Origin of the sequence: Taibaiella koreensis (assembly GCF_003545715.1) — a bacterium.
Classification (GTDB): Bacteria; Bacteroidota; Bacteroidia; order Chitinophagales; family Chitinophagaceae; genus Taibaiella; species Taibaiella koreensis.
In genome coordinates, this window is sequence record NZ_QVNU01000001.1 from 1404563 (window position 1) to 1431368 (window position 26806).

The 26806-nt window shown below is 48.5% G+C and carries 30 protein-coding genes and 2 tRNA genes; 23 read left to right on the forward strand and 9 right to left on the reverse strand.

What is annotated here, in order from left to right; genetic code table 11:
* Position 1 precedes the first annotated feature (1 nt).
* On the forward strand, positions 2-1294 hold the full coding sequence (hemL, locus tag DZK30_RS06195) for a glutamate-1-semialdehyde 2,1-aminomutase (RefSeq protein WP_118973191.1): 1293 nt from the start codon (positions 2-4) through the stop codon (positions 1292-1294).
* Positions 1295-1298: 4 nt separating this feature from the next.
* Here hemL and DZK30_RS06200 read toward each other — a convergent pair whose 3' ends face one another.
* A complete protein-coding gene (locus DZK30_RS06200; RefSeq protein WP_118973192.1) occupies positions 1299-1940 on the reverse strand; it encodes a response regulator in 642 nt (213 codons plus the stop codon).
* A 147-nt stretch (positions 1941-2087) separates the two neighbouring features.
* On the opposite strand from DZK30_RS06200, the gene DZK30_RS06205 reads away from it, so the two are divergent.
* On the forward strand, positions 2088-2465 hold the full coding sequence (locus tag DZK30_RS06205) for a hypothetical protein (RefSeq protein WP_118973193.1): 378 nt from the start codon (positions 2088-2090) through the stop codon (positions 2463-2465).
* A gap of 17 nt (positions 2466-2482) precedes the next feature.
* Here the strand turns inward: DZK30_RS06205 and DZK30_RS06210 are convergent, their stop codons facing one another.
* Positions 2483-5545, reverse strand: a complete 3063-nt coding sequence (locus DZK30_RS06210; protein WP_118973194.1) for a ligand-binding sensor domain-containing protein — start codon at positions 5543-5545, stop codon at positions 2483-2485.
* A gap of 84 nt (positions 5546-5629) precedes the next feature.
* On the opposite strand from DZK30_RS06210, the gene DZK30_RS06215 reads away from it, so the two are divergent.
* The 5 genes from DZK30_RS06215 to DZK30_RS06235 all read left to right on the forward strand — a co-directional run bounded on the left by DZK30_RS06215 (position 5630) and on the right by DZK30_RS06235 (position 9637).
* Positions 5630-6103, forward strand: coding sequence for an NUDIX domain-containing protein (locus DZK30_RS06215; RefSeq protein ID WP_240432871.1), 474 nt, complete (start codon positions 5630-5632; stop codon positions 6101-6103).
* 102 nt (positions 6104-6205) lie between these two features.
* Positions 6206-6493, forward strand: coding sequence for a class I lanthipeptide (locus DZK30_RS06220; RefSeq protein WP_118973196.1), 288 nt, complete (start codon positions 6206-6208; stop codon positions 6491-6493).
* 32 nt (positions 6494-6525) lie between these two features.
* Positions 6526-6765 (forward strand): class I lanthipeptide, encoded by a 240-nt coding sequence (locus tag DZK30_RS06225; protein WP_118973197.1) that lies wholly within the window; start codon positions 6526-6528, stop codon positions 6763-6765.
* Positions 6766-6906: 141 nt separating this feature from the next.
* Positions 6907-7149: a hypothetical protein gene (locus tag DZK30_RS06230; RefSeq protein WP_162902887.1), complete on the forward strand. Its 243-nt coding sequence runs from the start codon at positions 6907-6909 to the stop codon at positions 7147-7149.
* A 697-nt stretch (positions 7150-7846) separates the two neighbouring features.
* Positions 7847-9637, forward strand: a complete 1791-nt coding sequence (locus DZK30_RS06235; RefSeq protein WP_162902888.1) for a lytic polysaccharide monooxygenase — start codon at positions 7847-7849, stop codon at positions 9635-9637.
* Positions 9638-9753: 116 nt separating this feature from the next.
* Here the strand turns inward: DZK30_RS06235 and DZK30_RS06240 are convergent, their stop codons facing one another.
* The 4 genes from DZK30_RS06240 to DZK30_RS25705 all read right to left on the reverse strand — a co-directional run bounded on the left by DZK30_RS06240 (position 9754) and on the right by DZK30_RS25705 (position 12238).
* Positions 9754-10026: a hypothetical protein gene (locus tag DZK30_RS06240; RefSeq protein WP_118973200.1), complete on the reverse strand. Its 273-nt coding sequence runs from the start codon at positions 10024-10026 to the stop codon at positions 9754-9756.
* 87 nt (positions 10027-10113) lie between these two features.
* Positions 10114-10857 carry a hypothetical protein gene (locus DZK30_RS06245; RefSeq protein ID WP_118973201.1) on the reverse strand — a complete coding sequence of 248 codons (744 nt, stop codon included), beginning with the start codon at positions 10855-10857 and terminating at the stop codon, positions 10114-10116.
* Between the two features lie 60 nt (positions 10858-10917).
* Positions 10918-12000 carry a sensor histidine kinase gene (locus DZK30_RS06250; RefSeq protein WP_162902889.1) on the reverse strand — a complete coding sequence of 361 codons (1083 nt, stop codon included), beginning with the start codon at positions 11998-12000 and terminating at the stop codon, positions 10918-10920.
* A gap of 82 nt (positions 12001-12082) precedes the next feature.
* Positions 12083-12238: a hypothetical protein gene (locus DZK30_RS25705; protein WP_162902890.1), complete on the reverse strand. Its 156-nt coding sequence runs from the start codon at positions 12236-12238 to the stop codon at positions 12083-12085.
* Positions 12239-12486: 248 nt separating this feature from the next.
* Between DZK30_RS25705 and DZK30_RS25710 the strand changes: the two genes are divergently transcribed.
* Both DZK30_RS25710 and DZK30_RS06260 read left to right on the forward strand, forming a co-directional pair.
* Positions 12487-12723: a class I lanthipeptide gene (locus tag DZK30_RS25710; RefSeq protein WP_162902891.1), complete on the forward strand. Its 237-nt coding sequence runs from the start codon at positions 12487-12489 to the stop codon at positions 12721-12723.
* A gap of 298 nt (positions 12724-13021) precedes the next feature.
* Complete coding sequence (locus tag DZK30_RS06260) at positions 13022-13498, forward strand: hypothetical protein (protein ID WP_118973204.1); 477 nt, start codon at positions 13022-13024, stop codon at positions 13496-13498.
* A gap of 272 nt (positions 13499-13770) precedes the next feature.
* On the opposite strand, the gene DZK30_RS06265 is transcribed toward DZK30_RS06260, so the two are convergent.
* Positions 13771-13855, reverse strand: a tRNA-Leu gene (locus tag DZK30_RS06265).
* Positions 13856-14039: 184 nt separating this feature from the next.
* Between DZK30_RS06265 and DZK30_RS06270 the strand changes: the two genes are divergently transcribed.
* The 11 genes from DZK30_RS06270 (at position 14040) to DZK30_RS06320 (ending at position 22458) form a co-directional block, all read left to right on the forward strand.
* Complete coding sequence (locus DZK30_RS06270) at positions 14040-14855, forward strand: outer membrane protein assembly factor BamD (protein WP_118973205.1); 816 nt, start codon at positions 14040-14042, stop codon at positions 14853-14855.
* Positions 14842-15171 carry a DNA-directed RNA polymerase subunit omega gene (locus DZK30_RS06275; RefSeq protein ID WP_118973206.1) on the forward strand — a complete coding sequence of 110 codons (330 nt, stop codon included), beginning with the start codon at positions 14842-14844 and terminating at the stop codon, positions 15169-15171. Before DZK30_RS06270 ends, DZK30_RS06275 begins: the two co-directional genes overlap by 14 nt.
* Positions 15172-15231: 60 nt before the next feature.
* Positions 15232-16452 carry a bifunctional phosphopantothenoylcysteine decarboxylase/phosphopantothenate--cysteine ligase CoaBC gene (coaBC, locus tag DZK30_RS06280; RefSeq protein ID WP_118973207.1) on the forward strand — a complete coding sequence of 407 codons (1221 nt, stop codon included), beginning with the start codon at positions 15232-15234 and terminating at the stop codon, positions 16450-16452.
* Complete coding sequence (gene porD / locus DZK30_RS06285) at positions 16445-17359, forward strand: type IX secretion system protein PorD (RefSeq protein WP_118973208.1); 915 nt, start codon at positions 16445-16447, stop codon at positions 17357-17359. Before coaBC ends, porD begins: the two co-directional genes overlap by 8 nt.
* Before the next feature lie 43 nt (positions 17360-17402).
* Positions 17403-17960, forward strand: a complete 558-nt coding sequence (locus DZK30_RS06290; protein ID WP_162902892.1) for a DUF4296 domain-containing protein — start codon at positions 17403-17405, stop codon at positions 17958-17960.
* A gap of 5 nt (positions 17961-17965) precedes the next feature.
* Positions 17966-18559 (forward strand): gliding motility lipoprotein GldD, encoded by a 594-nt coding sequence (gldD, locus tag DZK30_RS06295; RefSeq protein ID WP_118973210.1) that lies wholly within the window; start codon positions 17966-17968, stop codon positions 18557-18559.
* Between the two features lie 37 nt (positions 18560-18596).
* Positions 18597-18671: transfer RNA gene (locus DZK30_RS06300), tRNA-Arg, on the forward strand.
* 788 nt (positions 18672-19459) lie between these two features.
* The gene (locus DZK30_RS06305; protein ID WP_118973211.1) at positions 19460-19945 is read left to right on the forward strand and encodes a hypothetical protein; all 486 of its coding nucleotides are present in this window, start codon (positions 19460-19462) and stop codon (positions 19943-19945) included.
* A gap of 746 nt (positions 19946-20691) precedes the next feature.
* Entirely contained in the window at positions 20692-21018 is a 327-nt protein-coding gene (locus DZK30_RS26205; RefSeq protein WP_205529364.1) for a hypothetical protein, read from the forward strand.
* Positions 21019-21255: 237 nt separating this feature from the next.
* Positions 21256-22011 (forward strand): helix-turn-helix transcriptional regulator, encoded by a 756-nt coding sequence (locus DZK30_RS06315; RefSeq protein WP_205529365.1) that lies wholly within the window; start codon positions 21256-21258, stop codon positions 22009-22011.
* A gap of 39 nt (positions 22012-22050) precedes the next feature.
* Positions 22051-22458, forward strand: a complete 408-nt coding sequence (locus DZK30_RS06320; RefSeq protein ID WP_118973214.1) for a VOC family protein — start codon at positions 22051-22053, stop codon at positions 22456-22458.
* A 162-nt stretch (positions 22459-22620) separates the two neighbouring features.
* On the opposite strand, the gene DZK30_RS06325 is transcribed toward DZK30_RS06320, so the two are convergent.
* Entirely contained in the window at positions 22621-23265 is a 645-nt protein-coding gene (locus tag DZK30_RS06325) for a dihydrofolate reductase family protein (RefSeq protein WP_118973215.1), read from the reverse strand.
* Positions 23266-23537: 272 nt separating this feature from the next.
* Between DZK30_RS06325 and DZK30_RS06330 the strand changes: the two genes are divergently transcribed.
* From DZK30_RS06330 to DZK30_RS06340, 3 genes are all read left to right on the forward strand, one after another.
* The gene (locus tag DZK30_RS06330; RefSeq protein WP_118973216.1) at positions 23538-24182 is read left to right on the forward strand and encodes an HD domain-containing protein; all 645 of its coding nucleotides are present in this window, start codon (positions 23538-23540) and stop codon (positions 24180-24182) included.
* Positions 24183-24509: 327 nt separating this feature from the next.
* On the forward strand, positions 24510-25010 hold the full coding sequence (locus tag DZK30_RS06335; RefSeq protein WP_118973217.1) for a hypothetical protein: 501 nt from the start codon (positions 24510-24512) through the stop codon (positions 25008-25010).
* Positions 25011-25234: 224 nt separating this feature from the next.
* Positions 25235-25471 carry a class I lanthipeptide gene (locus DZK30_RS06340; RefSeq protein ID WP_162902893.1) on the forward strand — a complete coding sequence of 79 codons (237 nt, stop codon included), beginning with the start codon at positions 25235-25237 and terminating at the stop codon, positions 25469-25471.
* Between the two features lie 315 nt (positions 25472-25786).
* Here the strand turns inward: DZK30_RS06340 and DZK30_RS06345 are convergent, their stop codons facing one another.
* Positions 25787-26716: a LysR family transcriptional regulator gene (locus tag DZK30_RS06345; protein ID WP_118973219.1), complete on the reverse strand. Its 930-nt coding sequence runs from the start codon at positions 26714-26716 to the stop codon at positions 25787-25789.
* Between the last annotated feature and the right edge of the window lie 90 nt (positions 26717-26806).

The window sequence follows — 26806 nt, forward strand, 5'->3', positions numbered from 1 at the left end:
CATGTACGAATCCAGCAAAGCGCTTTTTGAGAGGGCGCAGCAAAGTATCCCGGGAGGCGTCAATTCGCCGGTAAGAGCCTTTAAAAGCGTAGGTGGCGATCCTGTCTTTATCAGCAGCGCGCAGGGCGCCTGGTTGCAGGATGTAGACGGCCGCTGGTATATCGATTATATCAATTCCTGGGGACCAATGATCATGGGACATGCCTATGCGCCTGTGGTAAAGGCCATACAGGAAAAGGTAAAAGATTCTACCTCCTTTGGCGCACCCACAGCGCTGGAGGTAGAGATGGCAGAGCTGATCAGGAGCATGGCGCCCAATATCGACCTGGTGCGTATGGTCAACAGCGGAACGGAAGCTTGTATGAGCGCTTTGCGACTGGCACGGGGCTATACGGGTAGGAACAAGTTCATTAAGTTTGAAGGTTGCTATCATGGTCATGCCGACAGCTTCCTGGTCAAGGCCGGAAGCGGACTGGCAACGCTCAATATACAGGAAGTACCCGGTGTTACCGGTGGCGTGGCCAACGATACCCTCACTTGTGCTTATAACGATCTGGTAGCTGTGCAGGAGCTGGTAGCTTTCCACAAAGATCAGATCGCCGCGATCATTATTGAGCCGGTTGCGGGCAATATGGGCTGTATTCCGCCTGTAGTGGGCTTCCTGGAAGGCCTGCGCCGCATTTGTACCGAAGAGGGCATCGTGCTGATCTTCGATGAAGTGATGACCGGCTTCCGCCTGGCGCCTGGCGGTGCACAGGAACGCCTGGGTATCGATGCCGACCTGGTAACTTACGGGAAAGTGATCGGCGCAGGGATGCCGGTAGGTGCTTTCGGTGGCCGCCGGGAGATCATGCAGCACATAGCGCCCCTGGGTAAAGTATATCAAGCCGGTACCTTAAGTGGCAACCCGTTGGCCATGATCGCCGGCTATACACTCCTTAAAGAGCTTAACGAGCGAAGAGAAATATACCGGTCGCTTGAGGAAAAGACTCAGTACCTGCAGCAGGGCATAGACGAGGTGCTGCGCGCATCAGGCAAGCCGTACCGTATCAACCGGTTGGGCAGCATGATCAGTATTCACTTCAGCGAAATACCTGTAACGGACTTTGCATCCGCTGCATCGGCCGACAACGCGTTTTTCAACCGGCTCTTTCATGCTATGCTGCGGCGTGGCATCTACCTGCCGCCTTCTGCTTTCGAGACCTGGTTCATCAGCGATGCCTTGCAGCAGGCTGAGCTGGATCAAACCATTACTGCTTTAAGAGAAGCCATGGCTGAGCTTTTGACGGCTTGACCGCTTAATCGGCACCTTCATTGTATTGAGAGAAGACCTGCATCAGGTCTACCAGTTGGGTAACCTTCAGCTTGTCGTAGAGCCTGGACTTGTAGGTGCTTACCGTAGATAGCTGGATATGAAGTGTAGCGGCGATCTGGCTCAGGTTCATGCCCTGCAGCAGGAGATTGGCTATTTCCAGCTCGCGATGCGATAGCTGGTTCAACGGATTGACTGAGCTACCCTTTTTTAGTGAGAGCGCGTCATCGACCAGGAGATCGGAAAGCTTGCTGCTCAGATAGCGCCCTTTCTGCATTACTTCCCTTATCGCCGTGAGCAATTCCTGCTCGTTACGGTCTTTCTGGATATAGCCGTTGGCGCCTACTGATAGATAACGCAACGCATAATTTTCTTCTTTCAGGGCAGAGAAGATGAGAATGCGGATGTCGGGGTTGTAAAAGTGGATGACCTCGATGATCTTGAAGTTGTTGCCCCCCGGCATCTTTACATCGCAAAGCAGCAGGTCCGCTTTATCCTTTTTCAGTAAGGCGATCAGGCTGTCAAAGTCTGCGCATTCGCTGATCACGGCATTCGGTATCGCGTCCTGGATAAGCATCCTGGTCCCGTACCGGATGATGTTGTGATCATCGGCGATGATAATTCTCATTGGTTGCTGACGGTTTTATTGGTTACACCTAAAGTGTCAAAATTTGTGCCACAATATACATTGTGGCTGTTTTATTACAAGTCGGTTCGGAAATTGTTGTAAAATTTGTAGAAGACGTCCAATGCTATCAATGCCCCGAATCATTATATGAATCCGATCTTTACCGGAACCGCTCCCGATGCTGCTTATGAGCCGATAAGGCGTCTGCTGGCCAATTTCGAAAGCCGGACCGAGATGGTTGTCAATACCTGCGATTGCTGCTACCTGGAGTTCAGGTCGGCTGGTCAACCCCGCTTTTTTGCGGCTGTGGAGCGCCGGGCCGAAGGTACGGTGCTGCGCATGCAGGGACTACTGAAGAATCCCGGTATCGTTCATATATTGTCGCCACGGCTGCAGCAGTGCTGGGATGGCTGTTATTCTTTTGTATTTTCCTTCGCGGCTCACGATATGCTACAGGAGCTGGATAAGCTGCTGGAGCTATCCCTGGAACAGGGGTACAATCAGCTCGGGCGCGCTGAAGCATAAGCCATGTTTTTAACCGTTTACAGCGCAAGGGGCAACACAATATCGACCCGCGTTCCTTCGCCTTCCCTGCTGTGTACCGTGATGTGTCCCTTCAGCAGTTCGAGTGTATCGGCTATCGTAAAGTAGCCCAAACCTACAGCCGCGTTTTCGGGTCCGGCATTCTTCTCGTTGAGGAATTGGTTCAACAATGTTACTTGTTCCCCGGTCATGCCTTTGCCGGTGTCTTCTACGGAGAGCGCTACCTGCTCGTCGTGTTTGTGGGCCGATAAGGTTATGCTTCCCGAATGACTATGTTTGATTGCGTTATCGATGAGGTTGTGCAGGATAAGATCAATAAGTGCTGCATGGGTAACGAGCTGCAACGATTCGGGTATGGTATTACGAAGCCCGATGTGTGCTTTGGCCGCGGCATCGGAGAACATTACCAGCTTCCGGGCCGCTATTTCATGAAGACCCGTAATGCCGGGCTTACCAATCCCGAGTCTTACCTTGATATATCCTGTAAGGGAATGTGTGAAATGGGAGATATGCGCCGATGCCTGGAATATCTCGAAAATGTCGTTAGCATCAGGGTCTCCCTGCCGTTCTTTCTTTTGAGCCAGATATTTCAGCGATAACGTGAGATATTGGATAGGGGTCTTAATATCGTGTGTAATGCTGGCATTGAGCCGTTGCTGGAATTTTACTTCCTTGCTCAGGTCTTCTTGCGTGTCTTGTAACATGCCGATCGCATCGCGCAGCTCCTTTGTTCTTAAAGAGACGGTTTGCTCCAGTTCTTTATTCTTTTTCTCCAGCCAGTTCACCCTCGCCTTGATCAATAGAAGTATGATGGCGCTTGTACCCAGTACCAGGAACAAAATGAACCACCAGGTTTCCCAAAAGGCTCTGGGCACTACGATCAGCACACGTTTATAAGTGTAATTGTCTTTTCCAAAGCCGCTATGCTTACGTATAGTAATCAGGAAGGAGCCTGATCCCGGGCTATTGAAAGAAATGAAATCATTGATCAGCGGATTCCATATTTTTTCTTCTGCACCTGGTCCTTCTATCATGTATTCCATGTTCAGGTTGTCGGCATTGCCTTCGAATGCGGTAGCGATCCAGAGGTTGATCCTGCCGGAAGCATTGCCGGGAAATAGGGTATCTGCCACCGGAACATCTTTGCCATCGATCTGTACTGCATCGACAATTACCGGCCCGCCCGGCAATACAGGATATACCTGCTCGGGGTGGAACCATACCAGGCCATTCAGTGAAGGGAAGGAAAAGCTGCTGTCGCGGTTAAAGCGGAGCGCACAGGGCACACAGCCGCCGCCGTTAAACTCGTTCGTATTGAAACCTTGCTCTTTGGTATAATGATGGTAATAAACGATAGCCTGCCTGCCATCTGCATAACGAAGCAGATCGGCCCTGGCCACCTGGAACAAGCCATTGTTAGTGGATATCCAGAAAAAGCCTTTCCGGTCTTCCATAATGCAATGCGCATTCTTGATATAGCTGTTCCGGTCCATGGGCATGTGGACCACCTTACCTTTCCGCCATAGGAAAAGGCCGTCTTCATAAGTCGTGATCCAGAGTTCATCGGGTGCTGTAAAATGCAGGCTGCGGATCGATTTGTAGGTTAGCGGGCTTATCGTATCCCAAACTTTGGTTTTAAGACTGAGCCGGTAAAGATTAAAGGTGGTACCTACCCACAATGTATCCTTGTTTGTTTGCCCGACGCAGGTGATGAATTCATTGAGTGGCGCTACCTGCCGGAGAAATGCATCGTTGCTGTCGGGCTGCAGGCTGTAGATGCCGCCTTTGGTCGTTCCCAGCCAGAGCATACCGCCAAGTCCCTGGAAAATGAGAAAGGGCGAGGAGACAGGCCAGCTGGATAGCAGCGTTTGTCCGTCGGGGCTCAACCGGAACAGGCTGTGCGCATCGCCGGTAAATATAGTGCCATCGTTATAGCGCTGTATCGCCGAGCCGAACTGGTCGGCATGCTGCCCGATATGTGCTACATAGCGAACCGGGGCATGAGGCGAAAATATATAACCATTGCCTGTGACAATGCTGCTATCATTCCATAACATCTGTCCGTAAAACACATTCTCCATCTGGTCGTCCACGGGGGCAACCATTGCGTTGAAAGGGCGGCGTTGAAGAATGTACAGACCCGAAATAGCCGTGCCCACATAGATGCGATCGGCTTTTTCGTTGTAATATAATGACCGCACGCCCTTCTCGCGTAATAAGGGTTCATCAAGCAGCAATTGAAAATGAAGCGCCTTATCCTGACCGGCCCGGATGAGATAAAGCATTGATCCGTTCAGGAGGAATACCTGCCGGGTAACATCGTTAAGGTATAATTTGAGCGGCAATGCGGGATTGATCGCAGCATCGCTGGTCCATTTGCAAAGCGTTGCTTTTTCGGGATTGAGGGCCAGCAAGCCTTTTGCAGAAAGGTCTTTGAGGTAATAGAGCTGATTGCCACAGATGAAAAAGCGGTCAGGATCTGCTGCAAATCCCAGCTGGTACCGCGTACCGCCGGGATGGTCCCATTGCAGGCTATGGTCGCCATATAACACTGCTTTATGATGGTCGCCGATAAAATACTGTATAGAATCGTTCCCGGCGCCATGCTCCTGGTGATAAAATGCAAAGTCCCCGACCTTTCCCCGCGTAAAGCTGTTACGGGGCCAGAATGGCTGGTGTAGGTCGACAATAGAAACCTTGCCCTGTCCTGCCTGGCTGTTGCGGATCTCCACGATCTGCCACAGGTCGGTTATCGCGTACAATACGCCGGGCTGCGTACCCGTCATGATAAATACGAAGCGACTCGACCGAAGATTGATATTGCCTTTGTTGTAGACCTTGAGCTTACGGCCGTCGTAACGGACGAGCCCGCTTTCAGTAGCCAGCCAAATGAAGCCGTTATCGTCGGGTGCGATGCTTTTGATGCTGTTTTGTGGCAGACCATTATCACCGTTGAGGTGCCGGCTGATATAGTAGCCGCGGCCATCTCCGGCGAAGGATAAAACACAAAGCACCAACAACCCCATAAGGAGCAGGGGAAAGAAAATAAGGCGGCGGTTCATTGGTAATGCAAATATGCTAAAAGAAATCCAATGCAGCTGTAATAAGCCTCAAAAGATATAGTAACAGTCATCTATCTTATCTTTATGCATCTATTGTTTATGAAGCAGAGCGCAGGAATATTGCTTTACCATTATGTGAATAAGCAGCTGTATTTTTTCCTGGTACACCCGGGTGGGCCTTTCTTTGCCCATAAGGATGCCGGATGGTGGACCATCCCCAAAGGAGAGCCCATGCCCGGCGAAGATATGCAGCAGGCTGCGCTAAGGGAGTTTGAAGAAGAAACGGGTTACCGCCCGGAAGGCGAGCTGCTTGCTTTGACGCCGATAGTACAGAAAGGCGGCAAAAAGGTAAGCTGCTGGGCCCTGGAAGGAATGCTTGACCCGGCTGCCATAGTCAGCAACACCTTTACCCTGGAATGGCCTCCGGGTTCGGGCAAGACGAGAACATGGCCCGAGATTGATAAAGCAGGCTGGTACACCGAAACCGAAGCCAGGGCATTGATCAATGAGCGGCAAGAGGCTTTTATCGATGAATTGCTGCAGCTGTTACAGGGGTAGCTCCTGCTGGAGTAAAGTACGGTCTGGGTAGCCGGCTGAAGTACTGCAGCTAAAATGCAGTGCTGGTTGGTAATTTTGGCTAAACCAAAAAATACCATTCTTATGAAAAAAACACAGCTGAATTTCAGTCCCAAGTTAAAACTCAATAAAGAGACCATTGGTATGCTGAGCGCACAGCAGGCACAATTTATCGGCGGAGCGCCCAACACAGTAGGATGCCCGCCTGCGTCTGTCAACTGTCCGCCGGTTACGATTAACTGTCCCATCCTGACCAACGGTTGTCAGACAGTTTCCATTTGTAACGACCAATGTGCCGTAACCTGGGGCTGCCCGCCGAACACCATCAACTGTCCCCCTGTAAGCAATTCCTGCAATTGTCCTACTGGCTAAATGTATGTTTGACACCTGAATAAATATCAGTTATGAAAAAAAAGAAGCTGAGCCTACATGCTAAGCTGATACTCCGTAAAGAGCCTGTAACGCCGCTAAGCAGACCGCAACAGGAGCAACTGGCCGGTGGCCAGGCCACCGAGAGTTGCCAGTGTCCCACACCGCCCGTTACCGTGGCTTATAATTGCCCTGTATCGCATCAGGCGCAGAAGAGCTGTTTCGATTGCATCCGTTCGATCCTTAATGAGAAAACGGAAAACCTCTGTTACTGACCCCTAGCATAGATCGGAGAAGCCGTCCATTATGGGCGGCTTTTCCGTTTTTTTGAAAAAATATTTGTTGCGGAAAGACGCTCCGCCACGTATTGGCGTACCTGTACCTGAATTTTGCTGCCAGTTCAAACAACAATGATCATGTCAACAAGATCCGCTTTTCGTGTTTATGGCAACTTTATCCGGAACAAGGGTAATCTTACTGCTGCTTTACCCGACACCTGTCTCCAGATGATCGCTTCCTGGGAGCCGCACCAGATCAAGGACACCTTCTATGAATATACGGCCGATCTGCTGAAAAAGCAGTTGCCGGGCTGGCAGCATCACGGCAAAGCCAATGTCTGCAGAGCCATCTACGAACTGATCGTGGAAAAAGAAGCATGAGCTGCCAAGGGCTTAATAAAAACTTCATCCGGAATTAGCATTGCCGCTATAAGGAAAATGTACATTTGATAGGGAATGTATTGCTATCCCGACCCGGCAAAGGATTCGAAGAAGCCATTAGTTGTGCTGCCATTACTGCCGTTGCTTCCTGCTTGTCGGGAACGCGGTTCAAACGCCCGGTTTATCCATAGCCGGATATATATAAAGGCGAGACCCCGTAAGGTCTCCCTTTTCCTTTTATGCTAAAAAAACCACCCTTTCAGGTTATAGGCGGTTAAACGTGTTTTGTTGACTTTTGCCACAAGGTAAAAATAGTGTGTTGTAGAATGGAACTAATATTGCCTGTAGCTTTCAATACTATTGCACACTTTTGAAGAAAAATGCGTCGAAGCAACAATTTTCTTCTTCTACTTTGAACTATCCCCATCCCTTTCATCCTGAAGTAAAAGTCAATAGTCGGTGCTACGCGTATCGCACTATTTAGATTAGCCTCGGTTACCTATGTGCGGATAGCCCAGGAATTGTAAAACAACTGTTTTTTAATTAAAACTAAAGTGACTATACGGATATAGGAAACAAAGCCGGTCCTTGAGCTTGTCGAAAGTACAAAGATGATGCTTCGACAAGCTCAGCAACCGTTTAATGGGAAGCAAATTGTATCCTGTTTCCTATATCCTGATAGTTAGAAAAAATGAATATGACGAATTTCAGATCATTATTTTCGGTGGTACTCACTTTGTTTGTGCTGGTCGTTTCATCGGCCCATCTTTTCGCTCATGGATATGTAATGAGCCCGGCTTCACGGGGCTACCAGGGGAGCCTGGATAAAGCGGCAATTGGTTATAATGCTGCACTGGCATTATATGGCCGGGTAATCAACGAGCCGGGATCGCTTGAAGCGCCAAAAGGATTTCCGGGACAGGGTCCGGCAAACGGAAGAATCGCTTCTGCTAACGGGAGCATAGGGGGCGACAATACTTTGGATATTCAAACGGCGACCCGTTGGAAGAAAACCAATATCACCACCGGTTCAAACGCTTTCATCTGGAAATATTCTGCCTACCATGCCACTGCAAAATGGCACTACTATATGACCACTCAGGGTTGGAATCCTGATCAACCGCTTTCCCGCCAGGATCTTGAGCTTATCGGGGAGGTCATCCATAATGGCACGCCGGCGCAAGATAATGTGTCGCATCAAATTGTAATTCCGGCTAACCGCCAAGGATACCATATTATTTTAGCGGTCTGGGATGTAGAGGATACCCCCAATGCATTCTATAATGTAATTGATGTCAATGTACAGTCATCAACAGGCGTTACACCACCTGCTACACCTACCGGATTGACCACGATAGGTGTCACCAGCTCCTCTGCCAAGATCAGCTGGACGCCACAGACTGACGCGGCTGCTTTTACCGTTTACCGCAACGGAATGGCGATGCAGAATGTAACTACTCCTGAATTTGAAGATATAGGTTTAACCGCAGGCACAAGCTATACCTACGAGATACAGGCGACGAATGCCAACGGATTAAGCTCGCAAAAGAGTGTAACGCATATAGTAATAACCAATAGTCAAACTGCAATTGAAAAGCCTACCGCACCTGCTCATCTGCATGCAATGAACATAACGGAAAGCGCGGTATCGCTTATGTGGATGGCTTCAACGCATACGCAGGGTATAAAAAGATATGAAGTATATGAAAATGGTATTAAGGTCGCAGCAACCACCGCCACCAGCTACTTGCGTACAGGTCTCTCCGAAGATACTGAGTATAGCTATACAGTGAGATCCATTGCGCAGAATGATGAAATATCCGACCAGAGCAATGTGCTGATAGCCAGAACAGATAAAACGGATGATCAACAATCGTACTGCGGAGAACAGCAATATAGTCCAGTCAATGCGTACCCGACAGCCCATACCAAGGTGTTCTATGACTGCAGAATATGGAAAAACAAATGGTATGCCAATCCCAACGAAATTCCCGGAGTCAATATGGTATGGGAGGAGCTGAGCGTGTGTACAGAAGGGCCCGGTTGCCAGGCAAATGGGCCGGTTCTATATTGCGGCGCACAACAATACAGTCATGCCAAGGTTTATGCTACCGCCGGTACAAAGGTATTCTATGCCTGCAAGATATGGAAGAACAAATGGTATGCCAATCCGGGAGAGGCGCCGGGAAGCAATAACGTATGGGAAGCGATGGCTGACTGCAATGAAGGAGCTGAATGTGCCGGTACTGCAGACAAGAAAGGCCTCACTTTGGTCGTTGCAGCTAACCTGATGACTTTTGTACCTGAAACCAATCGCGAAAAAATCGTTGAATTGTATGTATACAACACCAATGGTGTTCGGGTACTCCATGTAAAAAACTGTAAAGAGAATGGTGTGGATGTGAGCACACTAATACCCGGAATCTATATTGTGAAAATTATTTATGAAGGTGGGAGCGTGATAACCAAAAAGATCAGTAAGCTGTAATAGCCCAAAGGTCTGAAAAAAATATCGGGGAATACATAAGTCCGTCTCAATTGGAAGACGGACTTATTATTGAATAGATGCTGCAGGCTGCTTTTGGGCTCGAGACAACAGGATGATCACCCCGGTTTGTTGTAGTACTGCATGCCGTAGAAAAAGAAAATCACGAGGAGCAGGGCTGTCGTGAGGAAGGTGATCAGGCAATAAATCATAAAAAGTATCCCCACAGATGCGGTGTCCCGTTGGGGGGAACAAACGAAGGCCAGCAAGGCATTAACCACAAGAAAAATGATCAGTACGGCAACCAGGCTATCTGTCAGCTGCAAGGCGCCGGCCACAGCCGGTATCATCACCAGGATTGCTGCGGCTCCGCCGATGTAGGCACGTTTCATGGATCGTATCTTTCTGTAAATGTCGGTTGAGATAAAGACCGTCCCCTTTTAAATGAGATAAGGCCTTTATCGAGCCGGCAGGCAACGCTATTTAAACCGTATCGCAATGCCGCCGTTGAACGAGAGGGTGCCGATGTGTTGCCGGAAACTGGCTTCGCTATAACGGGTAGAAGTGTAGAAATAGTTGGGTTCGAAAACGAGGGATATCCTGGGGCTCACATGGAACCGGAACATGGCGCTGCCAATAAAAGCCGGAGATATATTCCAGTCGTCCCAGTCGGCGCCGGGGAAGGTGGTCGCTGCAAAGGCTATCATCGGCCTCAGGTCTATATCAAGCCACGGGGCTGCCGGGAACGAAAACAAAGGTCCTATGCCCATACCGCTGTAACCCCAGAAGTCATCATCGTAATAACCATCTTTCAGCGCATTGGCCGACACAAAGCCTTTTGCCGTGATGCCTATGTATTTGTTGAACAGGATGCCGAAATCGACATTGAAATTGGCGCCCGGTTCGGCATCACCACCCCGGCGGCGGCCAAAGTCTCCCAGCGGGATATTGACACCTGCCGAGACGGCTACATAACCCATTTTGCGGTAGCTGCGGGGTTTGTCTTTAAGGAACCTGAACCCCGAGATATCTTCGCTGTTGTATTCGTATTCCACGCCGTCGCGCTGCTGCAGAATAATATTGCCATTGTCTTTTTCCTCTACGAAAATGCCCTGGATGCGGGTGCCGTCTGTAAGGCGGATCTGGGCTTTCTGCTCTTCCTGGGCAAGCGCTGTAGTGAGGGCCGTAAAGGCCAAAGCAAGGGTGAGTAAGATGGTTTTCATTTTATGGTCTGGGTATAAGATGAGTATTGTTTTTTAATCCATAGCCGGGTAGGGGGCCGGTTACTGGCTCAGTGCTTTTTTACCGGGAGCAGCGCGTTTGCCCGAGTCCAGCTGATCAATGCGAAGGTTGACAATAAACCTGTCGGCATCGTCGTTGATCTCCAGCTCGTAGTTGCCGGCAAAGGCCGATTCCAACTGGCGCTTGACATAAGCCAGCCCAATGCCCCGGCTCTTGTGGCTCAGCCGCCGGTTCTTCTTATTATAGCTGCTGAAGTAAAGCGATCCGTCGAGGTACTCTACCAGCACCAGCATGGCCTCGTTGGGTTGACTGAAATCGCCGTGCTTGAAGGCATTCTCTACAAATGGCGTGAGTGTATGCGGTGCGATCCTGAGGCCTTCCGGAATACTTTTCTGGTACTTGATATGGGCTTCGGGAAACCGCTGCCGGTAAATGTGGATGAGTGCTTCCAGCGCGCCTACTTCTTCTTCCAGCTTGATTTGGCCGTCGCTGCCGGGTACGCCTATGGACGACTGCATATAGACCATCATGGCATGGGCAAAAGCGGCGACATGCGGCAATTTATGTTCCGATTCACCGGCCAGGTGTTCCAGGCTGTTGAGTACAAAGTGCGGGTTGATCTGGGCTCTCAGCGCGGCATTCTCCAATTCTATTTTCTCGGCTGCCGCCAGCTGCTGATCTTTTATCCGGGCTGTTTTCTCTGCCCACAGCAATCTTTCCGCTGCCCAGTAGCCTGCAGACAAGATCAAGAAGGTTAACGCCTGCCAGGTAAAGATGATAAGCATGTAACCAATGCTCTCACCCGATGCTATAGGTTCCGACTTCTCGCCAAAAATATAGGGCCAGATGACAATGAAGCTAAGATATTTGACGCAAAAATTAAGCGCAATAAGCCCCAGGAAGGAAAAGAAATAATGCCAGGGTTTACTACGGTTGGACAAATACCTGTTGAGGATAAAATAGTGGGTATAAAAAACGCCGATAGACAATGCGTAAGATACGAGCGTTTCTTTTGCTACGGCAAGCACGCCGGGCTTGGCGCCATAGGTGAGCAACGCGAATGTAATATAAAGCAACCAGAAGGCAGCGTGTGCAACTGCCAGTTTGTTTTTACTAACCGCCATAGTATGTTTGGAGCATATCTCAGGGGAGATGCCTCCCCTGAGATGAACTGTAATGTTACAACTTTTTTTGTATCCGGCAGCTTTAGCAAAGGGGTACTTTGCTGCAGAAGCTGCTTTGCTGGTTACAGGAAACGGCATCGCTACCGCCTTTAACCTGTTCTTGTGTTGGCTTCTCCAGCCGGCTGACAATAGAGATCTTCTTCAGCTGGATTTTCTTTTGCGTGTTTTGTTTTTTCATATCGGTTCAAAATTTAGTGGGATAAAGGTAATTCGTTTTGAGGCAGTTGTGCAATTTTTGTCGAAAATTTTTAGTTGTTTACATATAAACATAAAAACACTTTTTATTTCAAAATGTTGCTTCCATACAAATCATCCTGCTTGCCCCTCATTTTAGCTAAAGTAAACCAGTGTTATGAAAGGAAGCCACTGAATAAAAACTGCAGCAGAAAGCCCGAAATTTACCGTTCATCCCAAAAATATACCGACATGAAAAAGAGAAATCTGAATCTGGAAAAAAAGACATTGTCCTTTGATAAGCAGGTGATTGTTCTCCTGAATACGGAACAGCAATACCAGGCACTCGGCGGTGGTACCTTCCAGGATACCAATTGTCAGCAGTGCGTTTTCTCTATCCAGTTAAGCAATTGCCCGCCATGTCAGGGCTCCAATCCACGGCAGTCACATTGTCCTATCTCGGTTGATCCTTGCGGTATTTGCCTCTGAGGATTTCAGATACAGCATCTGACCATTGATAAACGAAGCAGTGCCCCCAGCCCGGAACTGCTTCGTTTACATCATTTAAGTAAGGACGGGACTTTTGATAGGCCGCCTTCTTCATCAATTTTTATGAGCTGTCCACAATCTGCCTGGCCGGGCCGTATCGTAGTGCGGGGTAGGGTGGAATTTGATTAACTTAGCATCTCAATCCGCCGTTTCGGAAGAACAGGAGCATTTTCTGCTACCAGTAACCAAAACGATAACTACCCTAAAAACAAAGACAAGTATGAAATTTTCAACGTTAATGTTACCCCTTTTTGTTGTTGCCCTTATAGGCGCCACTTCCTGCAATTTTAGCAAAGGCGTGAAAAAAGATCTGGCTACAGGACTTACGGCCACCTACAATGGCTTTGGTGTGCAAGATATTTACATGGCCGACGCGAGCGGCAATAAGGTAAGCAGCAATCAAATTATCCTGGGCAGTCCGGTTGCTGTGATTGCCAATGGGGTAACCCACTATACCGAAAAGGACGGTAAGGTATACCCGGGCTGCAATATTATTCTTACCGATAAAAACAAGAAAGAGCTCCTCAATCTTCCCGATGCCTTTACCGATATGGCCAATGGCACACCGGCCAGCCAGGCCGCCTTATTGAGCGCTAAAGTGAGTACGGGTTCCCCGATGGTAGCCGGTGAGACCTATCATCTGTATGTCCGTTTTTACGACAAGAACAATAAGGAAAACGAGATACTCGCCCAGGTGGACCTGCTGGCGAAATAAGGCCGGCGACAACGGGTCACTATTTGTAGAGCGGCCGGGAATCATCCTGCCCGGCAAGCCGGTCGGAACGCGCCAGCGGTCTGAACGGTGGCTGAAAGCACATTTTTTTGTTTATAGAACTTTTGCCCCTACAGGGCAATTTCGGGATTGCTCGTTTTTTAACAATAAACCTTTCTTGATCAGACGGCCTGCGGAGTGACAACTGAATTGAAAAGAGAAAGGGTTGCTCCAGATCGGGCAACCCTTTCAAAAATCTCAGGAAATATCCTGTGTGCGGCAGAGGAGATTCGAACTCCCACGCCCATGACAGGCGCTACCACCTCAAAGTAGTGCGTCTACCAGTTTCGCCACCGCCGCATGAGGGCTGCAAAGGTGCAGCGTTTTTTGTCATTTTCCCAATTTTTTTCTAGAAATTTTAAAGAAAAATAAAAACAAGGCCAAAGGGGTTGCAATTGTACCCGGCAGATAATATTCCGCCCTGCCTCGCGTTTAATACGGGATTGCCTGATTGTCAAAATAAATACGTACTTTTGCGGTTCTTATGCGGAAATTTTCGTTCCTGTTTATTCCATTGATCGCGCTCCTGCTGGGCTCTTCCTGCAAAAGCGCACATGAAAAGGTGTTGACCAGTAAGGATGTGAACTATAAGCTCACTGCGGCCAACCAATATTACGATCAGAAGAAATACTTTAAGGCAAACGAGATCTACGAATCACTGATGCCTGTATTCCGGGGCAGTAAAAACTACGAAGAGCTGTATTACCGTTACTGCTACTCTTTTTACTACCAGGAAGACTACCTGAGCGCATCGTACCAGTTTAAGAATTTTGTGGAAGCTTTTCCCAAAAGCCCGAGAGCCGATGAATGCGAGTTTATGTATGCTACCTGCATGTATAAGCTGTCGCCGAAATTTTCACTGGACCAGGCCAGCACGTATAAAGCAATAGAAGCGCTGCAAACCTATATTAACACGCATCCCGGTTCGAAAAATCTTACGGAAGCCAATAACTATATCGATATCTGCCGTGCCAAGATCGAAAAGAAGGATGCCAGTGCCGCCAGGCTGTATTACGATGTAGGCCAATTTAAAGCCGCCACAGTAGCTTATAAGTCGCTGATCCAGGCTTATCCTGAATCGAAATCCCTGGACCTTTACCAGCTGATGGTGATCAAGTCCTTTTACGATTATGCCCGCTCCAGCTATAAAGAAAAGCAGGAAGAGCGTTATGCCGAGGCGGTGAACGCCTATAATGAACTGAAAGAATATACCCCCAATTCCAGCTACCTCAAGGAAGCGGAAAAATATTATACTTTGTCCCAGAATAATATTAAACAACTACGTAATGAGCACAAATAAAAAACTGGTTTCTTCGCTGAACCCATTGATCGAAACACGTGATATTGCCGCTATCAAAGCAAAGACCGGCAATATCTATGAAAGCATCGTGGTGGCTTCCAAGCGTGCCAACCAGATCAATATCAACCTGAAGGAAGAGCTGCACCGCAAGCTTGACGATTTTGCCAACCATACCGATACGCTGGAAGAAGTGCACGAAAACAAAGAGCAGATCGAGATCTCCAGGTTCTATGAGCGTATGGCCAATCCTTCACTCCAGGCCCTAGGTGAGTTTATGGGCGATAAGGTATATTACCGTAAAAAAGAGGAGGAATAATAGCTGACGACCGTCTGCATGGCGGTTGGGTTATTCGCTGATATCTCAATTCTTTTATCCATGTCTTTACAAGGCAAAAAGATCATTTTAGCCATCACTGGTAGCATTGCGGCGTATAAAACGCCGCAATTAGTGCGTTTATTGGTCAAGGCCGGCGCCGAAGTCCAGGTGGTGCTTACCGCTGCCGCCGCCGATTTTGTGAGCCCGCTGGCCTTGGCTACTGTTTCCCGGAAGGAGGTATTCTCTTCGGTAAGCAATGGTGCGCACTGGAACAATCACGTTCACCTGGGGCGCTGGGCCGATGCCTTGCTGGTGGCACCCTGCAGTGCCAATTCCCTCGCAAAAATGGCGCATGGGATCTGTGACAATATGGTCATGGCCGTATACTTGTCCGCCGGATGCCCGGTATTGGTTGCACCGGCAATGGATGAGGATATGTGGCTGCATCCGGCCACAAGGGCAAACCTCGCAACCCTGGAATCTTACGGCCACCGCATACTGCCTGTAGAACATGGCGAGTTGGCCAGCGGCATTATCGGGGCGGGGCGTATGGCCGAGCCGGAAGCCATACAGCAATACCTGGAAAACTTTTTTGAAGGGCAGCATGCCGATCCCGCTTATGCCCGGCTTAAGGCGCTGGTTACTGCCGGTCCCACATACGAAGCATTGGACCCCGTACGTTTTATCGGTAACTTTTCAACCGGAAAGATGGGGATTGCCGTGGCCCGGGCACTGGCGGCAAAGGGCATAGCGGTCGACCTGGTGCTGGGCCCCAGTCCCGAGCAGGTGTCGCATCCGCTCATCGCAGTGCACCGGGTCGTGAGCGCCCAGGAAATGTATGATGCCTGCAATGGTATTTTTCCCGGTGTCGATATCGCCGTGCTGTCGGCAGCGGTAGCCGATTTCAGACCGAAGGAGAAGGCGGGTGAGAAAATAAAAAAAGGACAGGAGGACAACCTGGTACTTACCCTGGTGAAAAATCCGGATATACTGGCCCACCTGGGTCAACTCAAGTCGAAGCGGCAGATCGTAGTGGGCTTTGCGCTGGAAACGCAGAACGAGCTGGAACATGCCCTGCAAAAGCTGGAACGAAAAAATGCCGATATGATCGTGCTGAATTCGCTCAGGGAAGAAGGTGCAGGCTTCGGACATGATACCAATAAAGTACAAATATTACAACGCAATGGCGATACGCTTGCCTTGCCGCTGCAATCCAAGGACGGAATTGCCAAAAGTATTGTAGATTGCATATTGTCTTCTATAAAGAAAAAGGATGCGTAGCTTAATTTTTAGTGTTGTTTTATTTCTGTCGGCCTGCCGCCTGTATGCGCAGGAGCTGAACTGTAAGGTAGATGTGACCTTCGACAGGGTACAGAATGTGGATCCTAAAGTATTTCAGACCCTGAAGCGCTCCATGAACGAGTTTGTCAATAACCGGAAATGGACCAACGACAATTTCAGGCCTGCTGAGAAGATCGATTGCAGCTTCCAGCTGAACCTTACCGAAAAGGCGCCCGGCGACAATACTTATAAAGCAACCCTGAACATTCAATCATCAAGGCCGGTGTTCAATTCGGGTTATAATACTTCATTGGTCAATTTTATTGACCGCGATGTCGTGTTCCGCTTCGACGAAAGCCAGAACCTCCAGTTCGACGATAACCGTGTGGCCGGTAACGACGCCCTGGGATCCAATCTTACGGCCATCTTTGCTTATTATATCTATATCATGCTGGGGCTTGACTACGATTCCTTTGCCCCCCGGGGCGGCAGCGAATACTTCAAGCGGGCGCAGAATGTGGTCAATAACGCTCCGGAGGATAAGCTGATCAAAGGTTGGAAAGCGGCGGAGAATAACCGCAACCGTTACTGGCTTATAGACCAGATACTCAATCCCCGCTTCGACGCCTTCCGTCCCTTATACTATAGTTATCACCGTAAGGGTCTCGATCTGCTCAGCAGCAAGCCCGAGGAGGGCCGGAAAGCGATATTGGAATCTATTCCTGTGTTGACCAAGATCAACAACGACAACCCGACCTCTATCCTGATGCAGTTCTTCTTTAATGCAAAAGCGAACGAATTCGTCAACACGTTGATGCAGACGCCCGCCGCCGACAGGAAAGACTATATCGATCAGCTGAGCAAGATGGACGTACCCAATACAGCCCGTTACCGCGGCATTAAATAAAAACATTTTTCCGAGTTTCCTTCCGTATCAAATTTTGCGCCTGTTGACTTACCGTAGTGTATTCGTATTGCTCCTCTTGCTTGCCACAGTGCTGACCGCCTGCCGGCGTGGACAGGATTCGCCACCGGTGCCGGAAGCTAAGATGAAGCAGGTGCTCACCGATATGCACCTGGCCGAAGTCTACTGCCAGGGCCTGGGCGATAGCGCCCGTAACCGGTTCGACAAAAATTACGATAGCCTTACCGGGTTCTATATCTCTATTCTGAAGCATTACGACCTCAGCTTTGCGCAATTCAACGAAGCCCTTGACTGGTACAAGAAAAGGCCGGTATTGATGGACTCACTCTATGCCAGAGTGCTGAGCCAGTTGATGGAAGTGAAAAGCAGGGCAGGCCTTAAAGACGTAGAACCATCGTCGGATCCTGCATCCTCTGCTACGGTAGGCTTGTCGAAGCCTGGGGAAGACACACTGGTGCAAGCCCCTAAAGACACACTCTCGCAGCGAAGCGACAAGAAGACAGGGCAAAAACGAGGCGACACTTCCCTGGACCTGAATGACGGTAAAAAGAAGCAGGAAAAGAGCCCGCCCAAAATCAAATAAGAACCATGAGCAAATTTAAAACAGGGATCATTACCCTTATTATCCCCTTGCTGGCTATTGCCTGCAGGCCCTCTGTCCCGGTGCCTAAACCACGGGGCTATTACCGTATAGAGCTACCCGAGCATGCCTACAGGACTTTCGACAGCACCGGCTTCCCTTTCCGCCTGGAATATCCGGTATATGGCCATATCGGCCAGGATGTAGATCTGAATAGAGAAGAGCATGCGCCTTACTGGGCCAACATAGAATTTCCCGGTATGAATGCCACCATATACCTCAGTTATAAGTCCATTACCGATGCGGAGCCGCTGAACAAGCTGATCGAAGAATCATACAAGCTCTCATATGCGCACGATATCCGCGCCGATTACATCAACACGCCGCAGTTCAGAACGCCTAACGGTCTGACGGGAGTGGCATATAATGTGGGTGGCGATGCTGCTTCGGCTTACCAGTTCTATGTTACTGACAACCAGCGGCATTTTTTAAGAGGCGCATTGTATTTCAATGTGTCGCCCAATGCCGATTCCCTGAAGCCGGCATCCGATTTTCTGAAAAAAGATATGGATCATATAATTCAGACCATACAGTTTAAATAATCGAGGGAATTGCTTACCTTTGCGACCCGTCCGTAACGGCCCTGTAGTTCAATGGATAGAATAGAAGTTTCCTAAACTTTAGATACAAGTTCGATTCTTGTCGGGGCTACCAAAAGCACACTTTATAGTGTGCTTTTTTTGTTGTAGCGAGCCTATGTATAGGCAGTGGCGCTTTTCGCTAAATTTTATGATCGCTCAATGTGATAGATAAAGGCTGTCTCAAAGGTATCAATCGGATCACATTGAGCGATTCAAAATGTAAGCAGGCTTGAAGCGTAATTTTTGTCGTGCTGAGCGGAGTCGAAGCACGACAAAAATTACCACGTAGGAGACCTTTCGAGACAGCCCCGTAGAACGGTACTGATCCTTTGAATTACGATACAATTCTAGCAAAGAGGTACCTTGGTGCAAAACGCGCTTTGTTGTTGGTTACTCGGAACAGGGCTCCTGCCACCTACCATCCTTTGTTGTGCAGGTGCTGTCAGGCTGAAAACGATTAATGCCTTTTTGAGTTTTACTTTTTTAATTGTTTTTTTCCTTTTCATATGATTTTTAATTTAGTGTACGCTGAAATTACATCGTTAATCCCAAAAAAACCATATAGTCCGTTTTGCAATAACCATTAGAACAGTTCTTTTTAGTTTAAGAATTGAAGATATGTCTTAGCTTAATCCGTACAGCTTACAGCTAAGATTACCTGGTCGATGAACACTGTCTGGCCTTTTTTGCCTGTGCTTACATCCATTTTGCAGCTGGTGGTTTTCCGCTATTTTAATACCGTTTATCAGGACATTTCCTAAATCAAATCCGGTAGTTCTATACACTTTCTATTGAGTAAAGGATTCTACATTTGATTGATGACATATCATTTTTCAAATTGAAACCTGTAAACACCGGACTATGACTGACTATACTTACAATGGGGATTTCAACCAGGGAATGACTTTTAGTACAATGGTCGCTAATGCCCGCCTGAACCATGGTGGTCCACAGCCCATCTCGGAGGAGAGGGTAAACGTTTATGTAAATGAAGGCGATGGCATAGCGGTGCCTTATGGTGAGCCCATAACCAGGTATGCCGCATGGCCTCTTCTATCATGCGCGGCTGTAATATTTGCCAGCGCAGACTCCCTGAATGCTTATATCTATCATGCATCAAGAGGGATCGTTCCGCTCCAAACATTTAATACGGCAATGGCTACGTTGGGAAATGTTCCTTTGCCCAGTGTTCAGGTGATATACACCTTTCCTGGAGCTTCAAATAATGGTTACCGGGAGTCGGCAAATAAAATTGCCTCATATGGCGTACCGGCACAGAATATTGTTTTCGCGCCCAATCTTTCTTTGCAGACTTTTGGTATTAATTCAGCGACAGTTATTGGATAATGCCACCGTAAAAGAGAGGCTGTAAAAGTGATCACTTTTGTTCTGTTGCGCCAAGCCTGAATACGGCAAAAATGACCGCTAAGGTCTGTTTGCATTTATCTTTCTGGGCAAGCTTATATTATTATAGCTAAGACGACAATGTTCAATAGAACAACCAGGGTCAAAGAGCCCATCCAAATCATTCTATTTCTCTTTTGCTGTTGGAGTGCATACATTCTGTAACAATAATACGCGGAAACGAAACAAAACACTTCTAAAAGTAAATAAGACAGCCAGACAAAATAGAACCCGCTTTTATTGGTGATATAAACCAACAGGTCAAAGTGATAATCGGATGATAATCGTTGGCGCGATTGAGATTTAAGGTAGAAGAAATCTATCTTATCCTCAGCATTAAATAGCTTATGCTTGTCCGATTTGAATATATAAAAGCTGACTTTTTGCCCGGTCATGTCCGGGTTATACTGGCCGTCGACCGTAAATATCTCATCTATCTGACGGATGGGTGTATTCAATAAGGGCCTGTGATACTTCCTGTAAAATTGGGCACGATACGGCGCAATGTTGAAGGTATACCTGTGAAAACCTTTGCTGCTCCTGTCCTGGTACAATGCAACACTGCCCTCCGTTTTAACCAGGCCGTCGCTCACATAGGAAATGCCTGACAAAAGGCCGCCTATAAAAAGTACAGGCAACAACAACAGGGCAGCTAAACATAAGGTGAATTTTGAAAAGTAACGGGACGGATGGTACATGGTTCCGCTCACGATCACTTCGGCCTGTTGTCCGGGGTTATTGATGAATTCAAGCCTGGTGATCGTGCCGCTGATCGGCTTTATCTTGTTCAGGGCGCCTTCAAAATTGAGTGTAATGGGCTGGTATATGTATTTGCCGGCGTTATCTGCGCCAACAGAAAAGGGTGCACCAAACAAAGGTTGCCGAAACCTGAGCTCGAAAAAAAGCTGTTCCTTTATCTGTTGCCCGTATCTGAATCCCAGGATCGGGTCAATAACAATTCCCTTGATGACCGCGCTGGCCGGCTTGGCTTGCATGCTTTTTTCTTGTTTATTTAAATCTCAGATATAAAAAGGAAAGCCTGACTACCCCCCATACAGCAAACGTAATTTAACCCAAGTTAGGGGATATTATCTGGCGTTACCGCTTATAAAGAAGAAGCGCGATAAGAATACAATTTTATGCTGTTGTTTCCGCGATATCCGTCTTCAGTAGGATCACAGGACGATCTGCCCCGGGGCTGCCGGTCTGAACGGGAGACCGGTCTTAAAGTGGTTGATATAGCCTTCGTATATTTGAAGACAGATTACCAAGCAATGAGCAATAGCACCGATATGAAGCGGCTTACCCGCCTGAGCGCCATCTTGCTGCAGCTGCAGACAAGGCGGTTGATCAATGCAACCGACCTGGCAGAACAGTTTGCTGTAAGTGTCCGGACCATCTATCGCGATATCAGGGTATTGGAACAGATCGGCGTTCCCATAGCGACGCTTGAAGGAAAAGGCTACTCACTGGCTGAAGGGTATAAAGTGCCACCCATAATGTTTACCGAACAAGAGGCCAATGCTTTGATCATGGCCGGACATTTGATCCGCCTGAACGAAGACAGCTCGTTGATCAGTTCGTATAGGCAAGCCGTGGATAAGGTAAAGGCTGTGCTCAAATACGCGGTGAAGGATAAGGCAGAGCTGCTTGCGGGCCGCGTCGCGGTAAGCCCCGCAAGCCTCAGGCAGCCTGCCAGCGAATCTTTATCCTCGATTCAGAGCGCGCTCACCAGTTTTACGGTGCTATGCATCACCTATCAGTCAGAAATCGAATCCGAAAGTACCGAAAGGTTTATCGAGCCTTTTGCCTTTTATTATAGCCAGCAGCAGCATTGGACCCTGATCGCTTTTTGCAGGCTGAGAAATGATTTCCGGATGTTCCGGCTGGACAGGATCAGAACGCTTTATCATACCGATCTCAGGTTCCGGCCGCATCAGCTCAATTTGCATGAATATTTACAGGAAAAAGAAAAAAACTTTACCAGCCCTGACAAACAGCTGTCATAGCCTGCCGCTACCTTCGTTGCGTAATCAAATTAATACGCAATGAACTTGACATCCCTACGGATCATTACCCTCAATGTAGCGGAGCTCATCCGTTTTTATGAACAGGTAACAGGGATAACTGCCACCAGGTACACGCCCGACTTTGCCGAGATAAAGACCCCAACAGCAACCCTGGCTATTGGCAGCGTGCAGACCTTACAATTTTTTGGCGGTGATCGCGTGGCACAGCCCGGGCACAACCGCAGTGTCATCATCGAATTTATGGTCGATGACGTGCAGCAACTATTTGAAAAATCATCGGCCTTTTTAAAAGACTGTACCGTGCAGGAACCAACGATGATGCCCTGGGGAAACAGGTCTTTGCTTCTACGTGATCCAGATGGCAATCTGGTGAATCTCTTTACACCCGAAACGCCCGAAGCCATCGCAAAATTTAGCCGTAGCTAAGCCCTGAAACGAAGCGCCTTCAGGTTGCTTCTTCTGATCACACAAATTTGACCGGAAAGAAGGCTGTCCCCTGTATGCCTTGGCAGGCGCAGAGAACAGCCTTCCTTGTATCGGGAAAAATATACCGTCGGTATCATCCGGCCCGGGTTATATATTTTCGGGCTACTGCTTTTTGATGAGAAGATGCGTCGCGTTTTCCCCCGCCGTACTTTCTATTTCTTTATAGCCCAGCGCCGCCATATCGATGCCGGAGAACAGATGTTCTCCCTCTCCAAGGAACACGGGTGATACAGCCAGGTGCAATTCATCTATATAGCCGGCCTCCAGGCATTGCCTTATCGTCGATACGCCGCCACCGATACGGATGTCTTTGCCCTTCGCGGCTTTCCTGGCCTGCTCCATAGCAGATCCGAGCCCGTCCGTCACAAAATAGAAGGTTGTTCCGCCTTTCATCTCCAGGGGTTCCCTTGCGTGATGCGTCAGAACAAATACAGGCACATGATAAGGCGGCTCTTCACCCCACCAGCCTTTCCACTCATCATTGGGCCAGGGACCGCGAACAGGACCGAACATGTTTCGTCCCAGAACCCAGGCGCCGAGGTTATCAAAGGATCTTTCTGCAAACGCATTATCTGTTCCTTCTGTTCCGTCATCTTTGCCTTGCATCTTCCGGAACGCCTTTGTCGGGAAGAACCACTGATGCAGCTTCTCTCCTTTTATACCCAAAGGATTGGTCATATCCTGCTCGATACCTGCGCCGAATCCGTCCAGGGAAATGGAGAACGCGGCTACTTTGACTTTGCTCATATTGAAATCGTTTTTGTTTAGGTTATCTCTTTGGATACAAAGTTGGATCAAAAAAGCGAAGTTGCTACAGTGCAGATGCGACGATCTTGGGGGCCGGCTACGACAGCCAAGCGAAATGTTAGGAAGTGTCGCAGTGCCTTTTCAGTGCTGTATCAGAGTCCCGTTCCGGGCCTTTTACCTGCACTTTAAGTGAAACTAATGAAAAGTTTCTTAATCAAGATTAAGCAGTAAGGTATTTCTGTTTTCCATCTTTGCTTTAAAAAGGAGGATATATGATAACAGGTAAAATAATTGCCGGGATCGCTATGCCTGATAGTGCTATCGCAAGGCAGGCGACGGAACTGTTGCGCGAACATGGTACTGCGCTCTTGTACAACCATTCTTTGCGCACCTTTCTCTTTGCCGCTTTACAGGGAAAGCAGCATAAAGTCCGTTACGATCCCGAGCTTTTATACATCAGCTCAGTGTTCCATGATCTGGGCCTTACGACGCATTACCGCAGCGAGGACAAGCGATTTGAAGTTGACGGAGCCAATGCCGCAAGAGCCTTTCTTAAAGGCCATGGTATTGCGCCACAGCTGCTTCAGCTGGTCTGGGACGCCATTGCCTTGCACACCTCGCCGGGTATTGCCGAATACAAAGAACCCGAAGTGGCCTTACTGAACTATGGCGTAGCGCTGGATGTGGTCGGAAAGGGTTACGATAGCTTGTCTGCAAATGATCGTGAGGAGATACTGAATGCATTTCCCCGGCTGGGCTTGAAGACACATATTATCCCGGCCTTTTTTGAGGGCTTCAAGCATAAGCCACATACGACCTATGGCAGCATCAACGCAGATATTTGCGCCTGCATGATACCCGGATACCAAAGGCTGGATTTCTGCGAAGCCATACGGCAATCGCCCTGGGCCGAATAATTTAATGTGAAAAGGGCGACTTTGCTGCAGACGCCAGTGGCTTAAGAAAACCATTCGCGCCTGGCCATAGCTGGTTAGGCTATAGCGCTCCCTTGCTGCATCAGCGGCGGGGGAGCGTTTTTATGTTGGTTAAAGCATGCCAATATGGGCCTCCGGCGGGCGAAAATCGGGTGTTTTAACGGGGTGATTTTCCGTAAAAACACGCGCGTCCGATCCATAGTTGTTGTGCAATTTTACAAGAGAATTATCGCCTTGCCGCTGCTTATAGTAGCGGTCTGCCGCGAGACGTTTAAACCAACCAACACGATAATTTTTAAACCAATTTCTATGGCAAAGCTATTCATCTTCATCCCATTTGAAGAAAATGAAGTGGACAAGAGCAAAGACCTTCCGGAGCAGGCAATTGAATTTGCCGGAACGTTTGCAAAAATGTCGAATAAGCGGATCGGTGAAAACATTGACGCTGAAATAAGAGAAGGTATCGAGGTCGTATACCTGGACTCAGATTTTACGGTTAGTGCGGCAGATTATATCATTGTCTTTGCGCACGGCAGCAAAAACACAGCCGGTAAGCTGTATTCAAACGATCCCCAATTGTCCGTCGCTACCAGTATCGTGATCGATCAGCTCAAAGAAGCCCAGGCACAACGCGCACAGAAAATATTGTTTATGTGCTGTTTTAGCGCATTGGCCGGCCATGTAGCAGCGGCCTGGAAAGGTGAATACCGGAACCAGGTTGTTTATGGTGGCGATGCTGCTATTTCCAATTTATATTCCGCTACACGCACACAAATAAGGGCCTGTTGTAAAGCCCTTTTTCAGTTGTGAATCAATACGCGCACCTGAATATAAGGCGCCTGCTTACCGTATAGCTGTCATTGACAACAATTCAAAACGCAGCAGGCATGAGCAATGACTACTTTACCATCTCCAAAAGATGGTCCTGTGTCTATACAATGGCAGTAGCCGTCTGTACAATCATTGCGGTCATTTATACAAAGCCATTTCTACACACATGTGCTGCCCTGTATATTCGGTGAAAAAGGATGTTTATGAAAAAACAAAACGTAAGAGTGGCGAAATTATCGTTGCAAAAGAAGACGATCATTAAGCTGCAGGCTTTTGATCCGACCAAGGTTGTTGGCGGTGCGCCTTTTACCAGCGTTCCCGCAGGGTGTGCTCCGGGATCTCCCTGCAACAATACGCGCAATCATGAGACCTGCCGTTGCCAGCGTCTGACAGACAATTGTGTGAGCTTTGCGGTGAATACCGCTACGGCCTGCATCTGATCCGGTAATAACTGTATCTCATTGGCCCCGGTCATTACCCCGGGGCCAATGAGGTATAATGCCGTCCCGCAATGCATGTATGCTGTTCCGTTTTTACATCAATTCACAGTAATTAACACTGGTTAACACGCAAATCGATCTGATGTCGGGATATTTGAGCTGATGGATTGAATTGGCTTCTTAGCCTGTTCGGTTATTGGTTATTTGGTTAAAACAGTTGCTCAATCCTGGGCAGCTTTTTTTATTCCGGTGCTTTCGCCCCGGATGCAAAAGAACCCTTGCCGGTAAGGCCGCTTGGCGCATCTTATATATCGCCTATGCCGGCACAGCCTTCTGTTTGTTGGGCAGGCTCACCATCACTTTTTTGAACAGGCTCTTGATCAGCGCGATCTCCTTTTGATAAGTGGTCTTTTTGCGGCAGGCAAAATAAAGCGTATTGACCAGCCTGGGACTGCCTTCCCATACCAGTTTGATCTGGCCACTCTTTACTTCTTTACGGCAAAGGAAATCGGGTACTACGGCCAGCCCCTGGCCGCCCGTGAGGCACCTTACTATGGAGCTGAGATTCGGGACGATATAATTAGGCCTGAAATCGGGCTGATGGCCGAAATTCAGCTTCCAGAACCGCATCAGGTGTTCCATATCGCCGGCAGTGCCATACCATTTCTGGCGCTTGAGCCAATCCTCTGCCGCCGCTTTATCTTTTTTCCGGAGTATCTGCCGGAAGGCCTGTTCATCAGTACCATTGCCGCCTACCAGCACAACCGTTTCGGAGGAGAATGCCTCATGCTCGATTGATGATGAAGTGCCCTTTTGCGGGGTAATGATGAGGTCCAGGATACCTTTGTCGAGCTTGTCCAGCATTTCGGGGTATTCGCCAAAGCTGATGATCACATTGAACGGTAGCGAAGAAATATATTGTTCCAGCGTGATCTGGAACGTCTCAAAGCACATACCCACGCTGAGTGTAGGTGTATGCTGTTCCGTACTCCGCTGGAAATTCAGCTCCGCTTCTTCCAGCTTGGCCAGCCCGTCGGCAATCACGTTATACAATACCTTGCCCCGTTCGGTCGGTACCATCTTTCGCCCGGTACGGTCGAAGAGCTTATAGCCCACATAATTTTCGAGTGAGCTTAAATGCAGGCTTACCCCAGGCTGGGAGATGAACAGGGTTTCGGCTGCGCCGGTGAGTGTACCGGTCTTATAGATGGCTTTAAAGGTGCGGTACCATTCAAGGTTGACCATATGAACTATTATTTTTCTGATGCAAAGGTATAAATTATATTGTTTTTATAATAATAGTAACCGTCCTAATTTTGCCTTGTAAATCAAAAG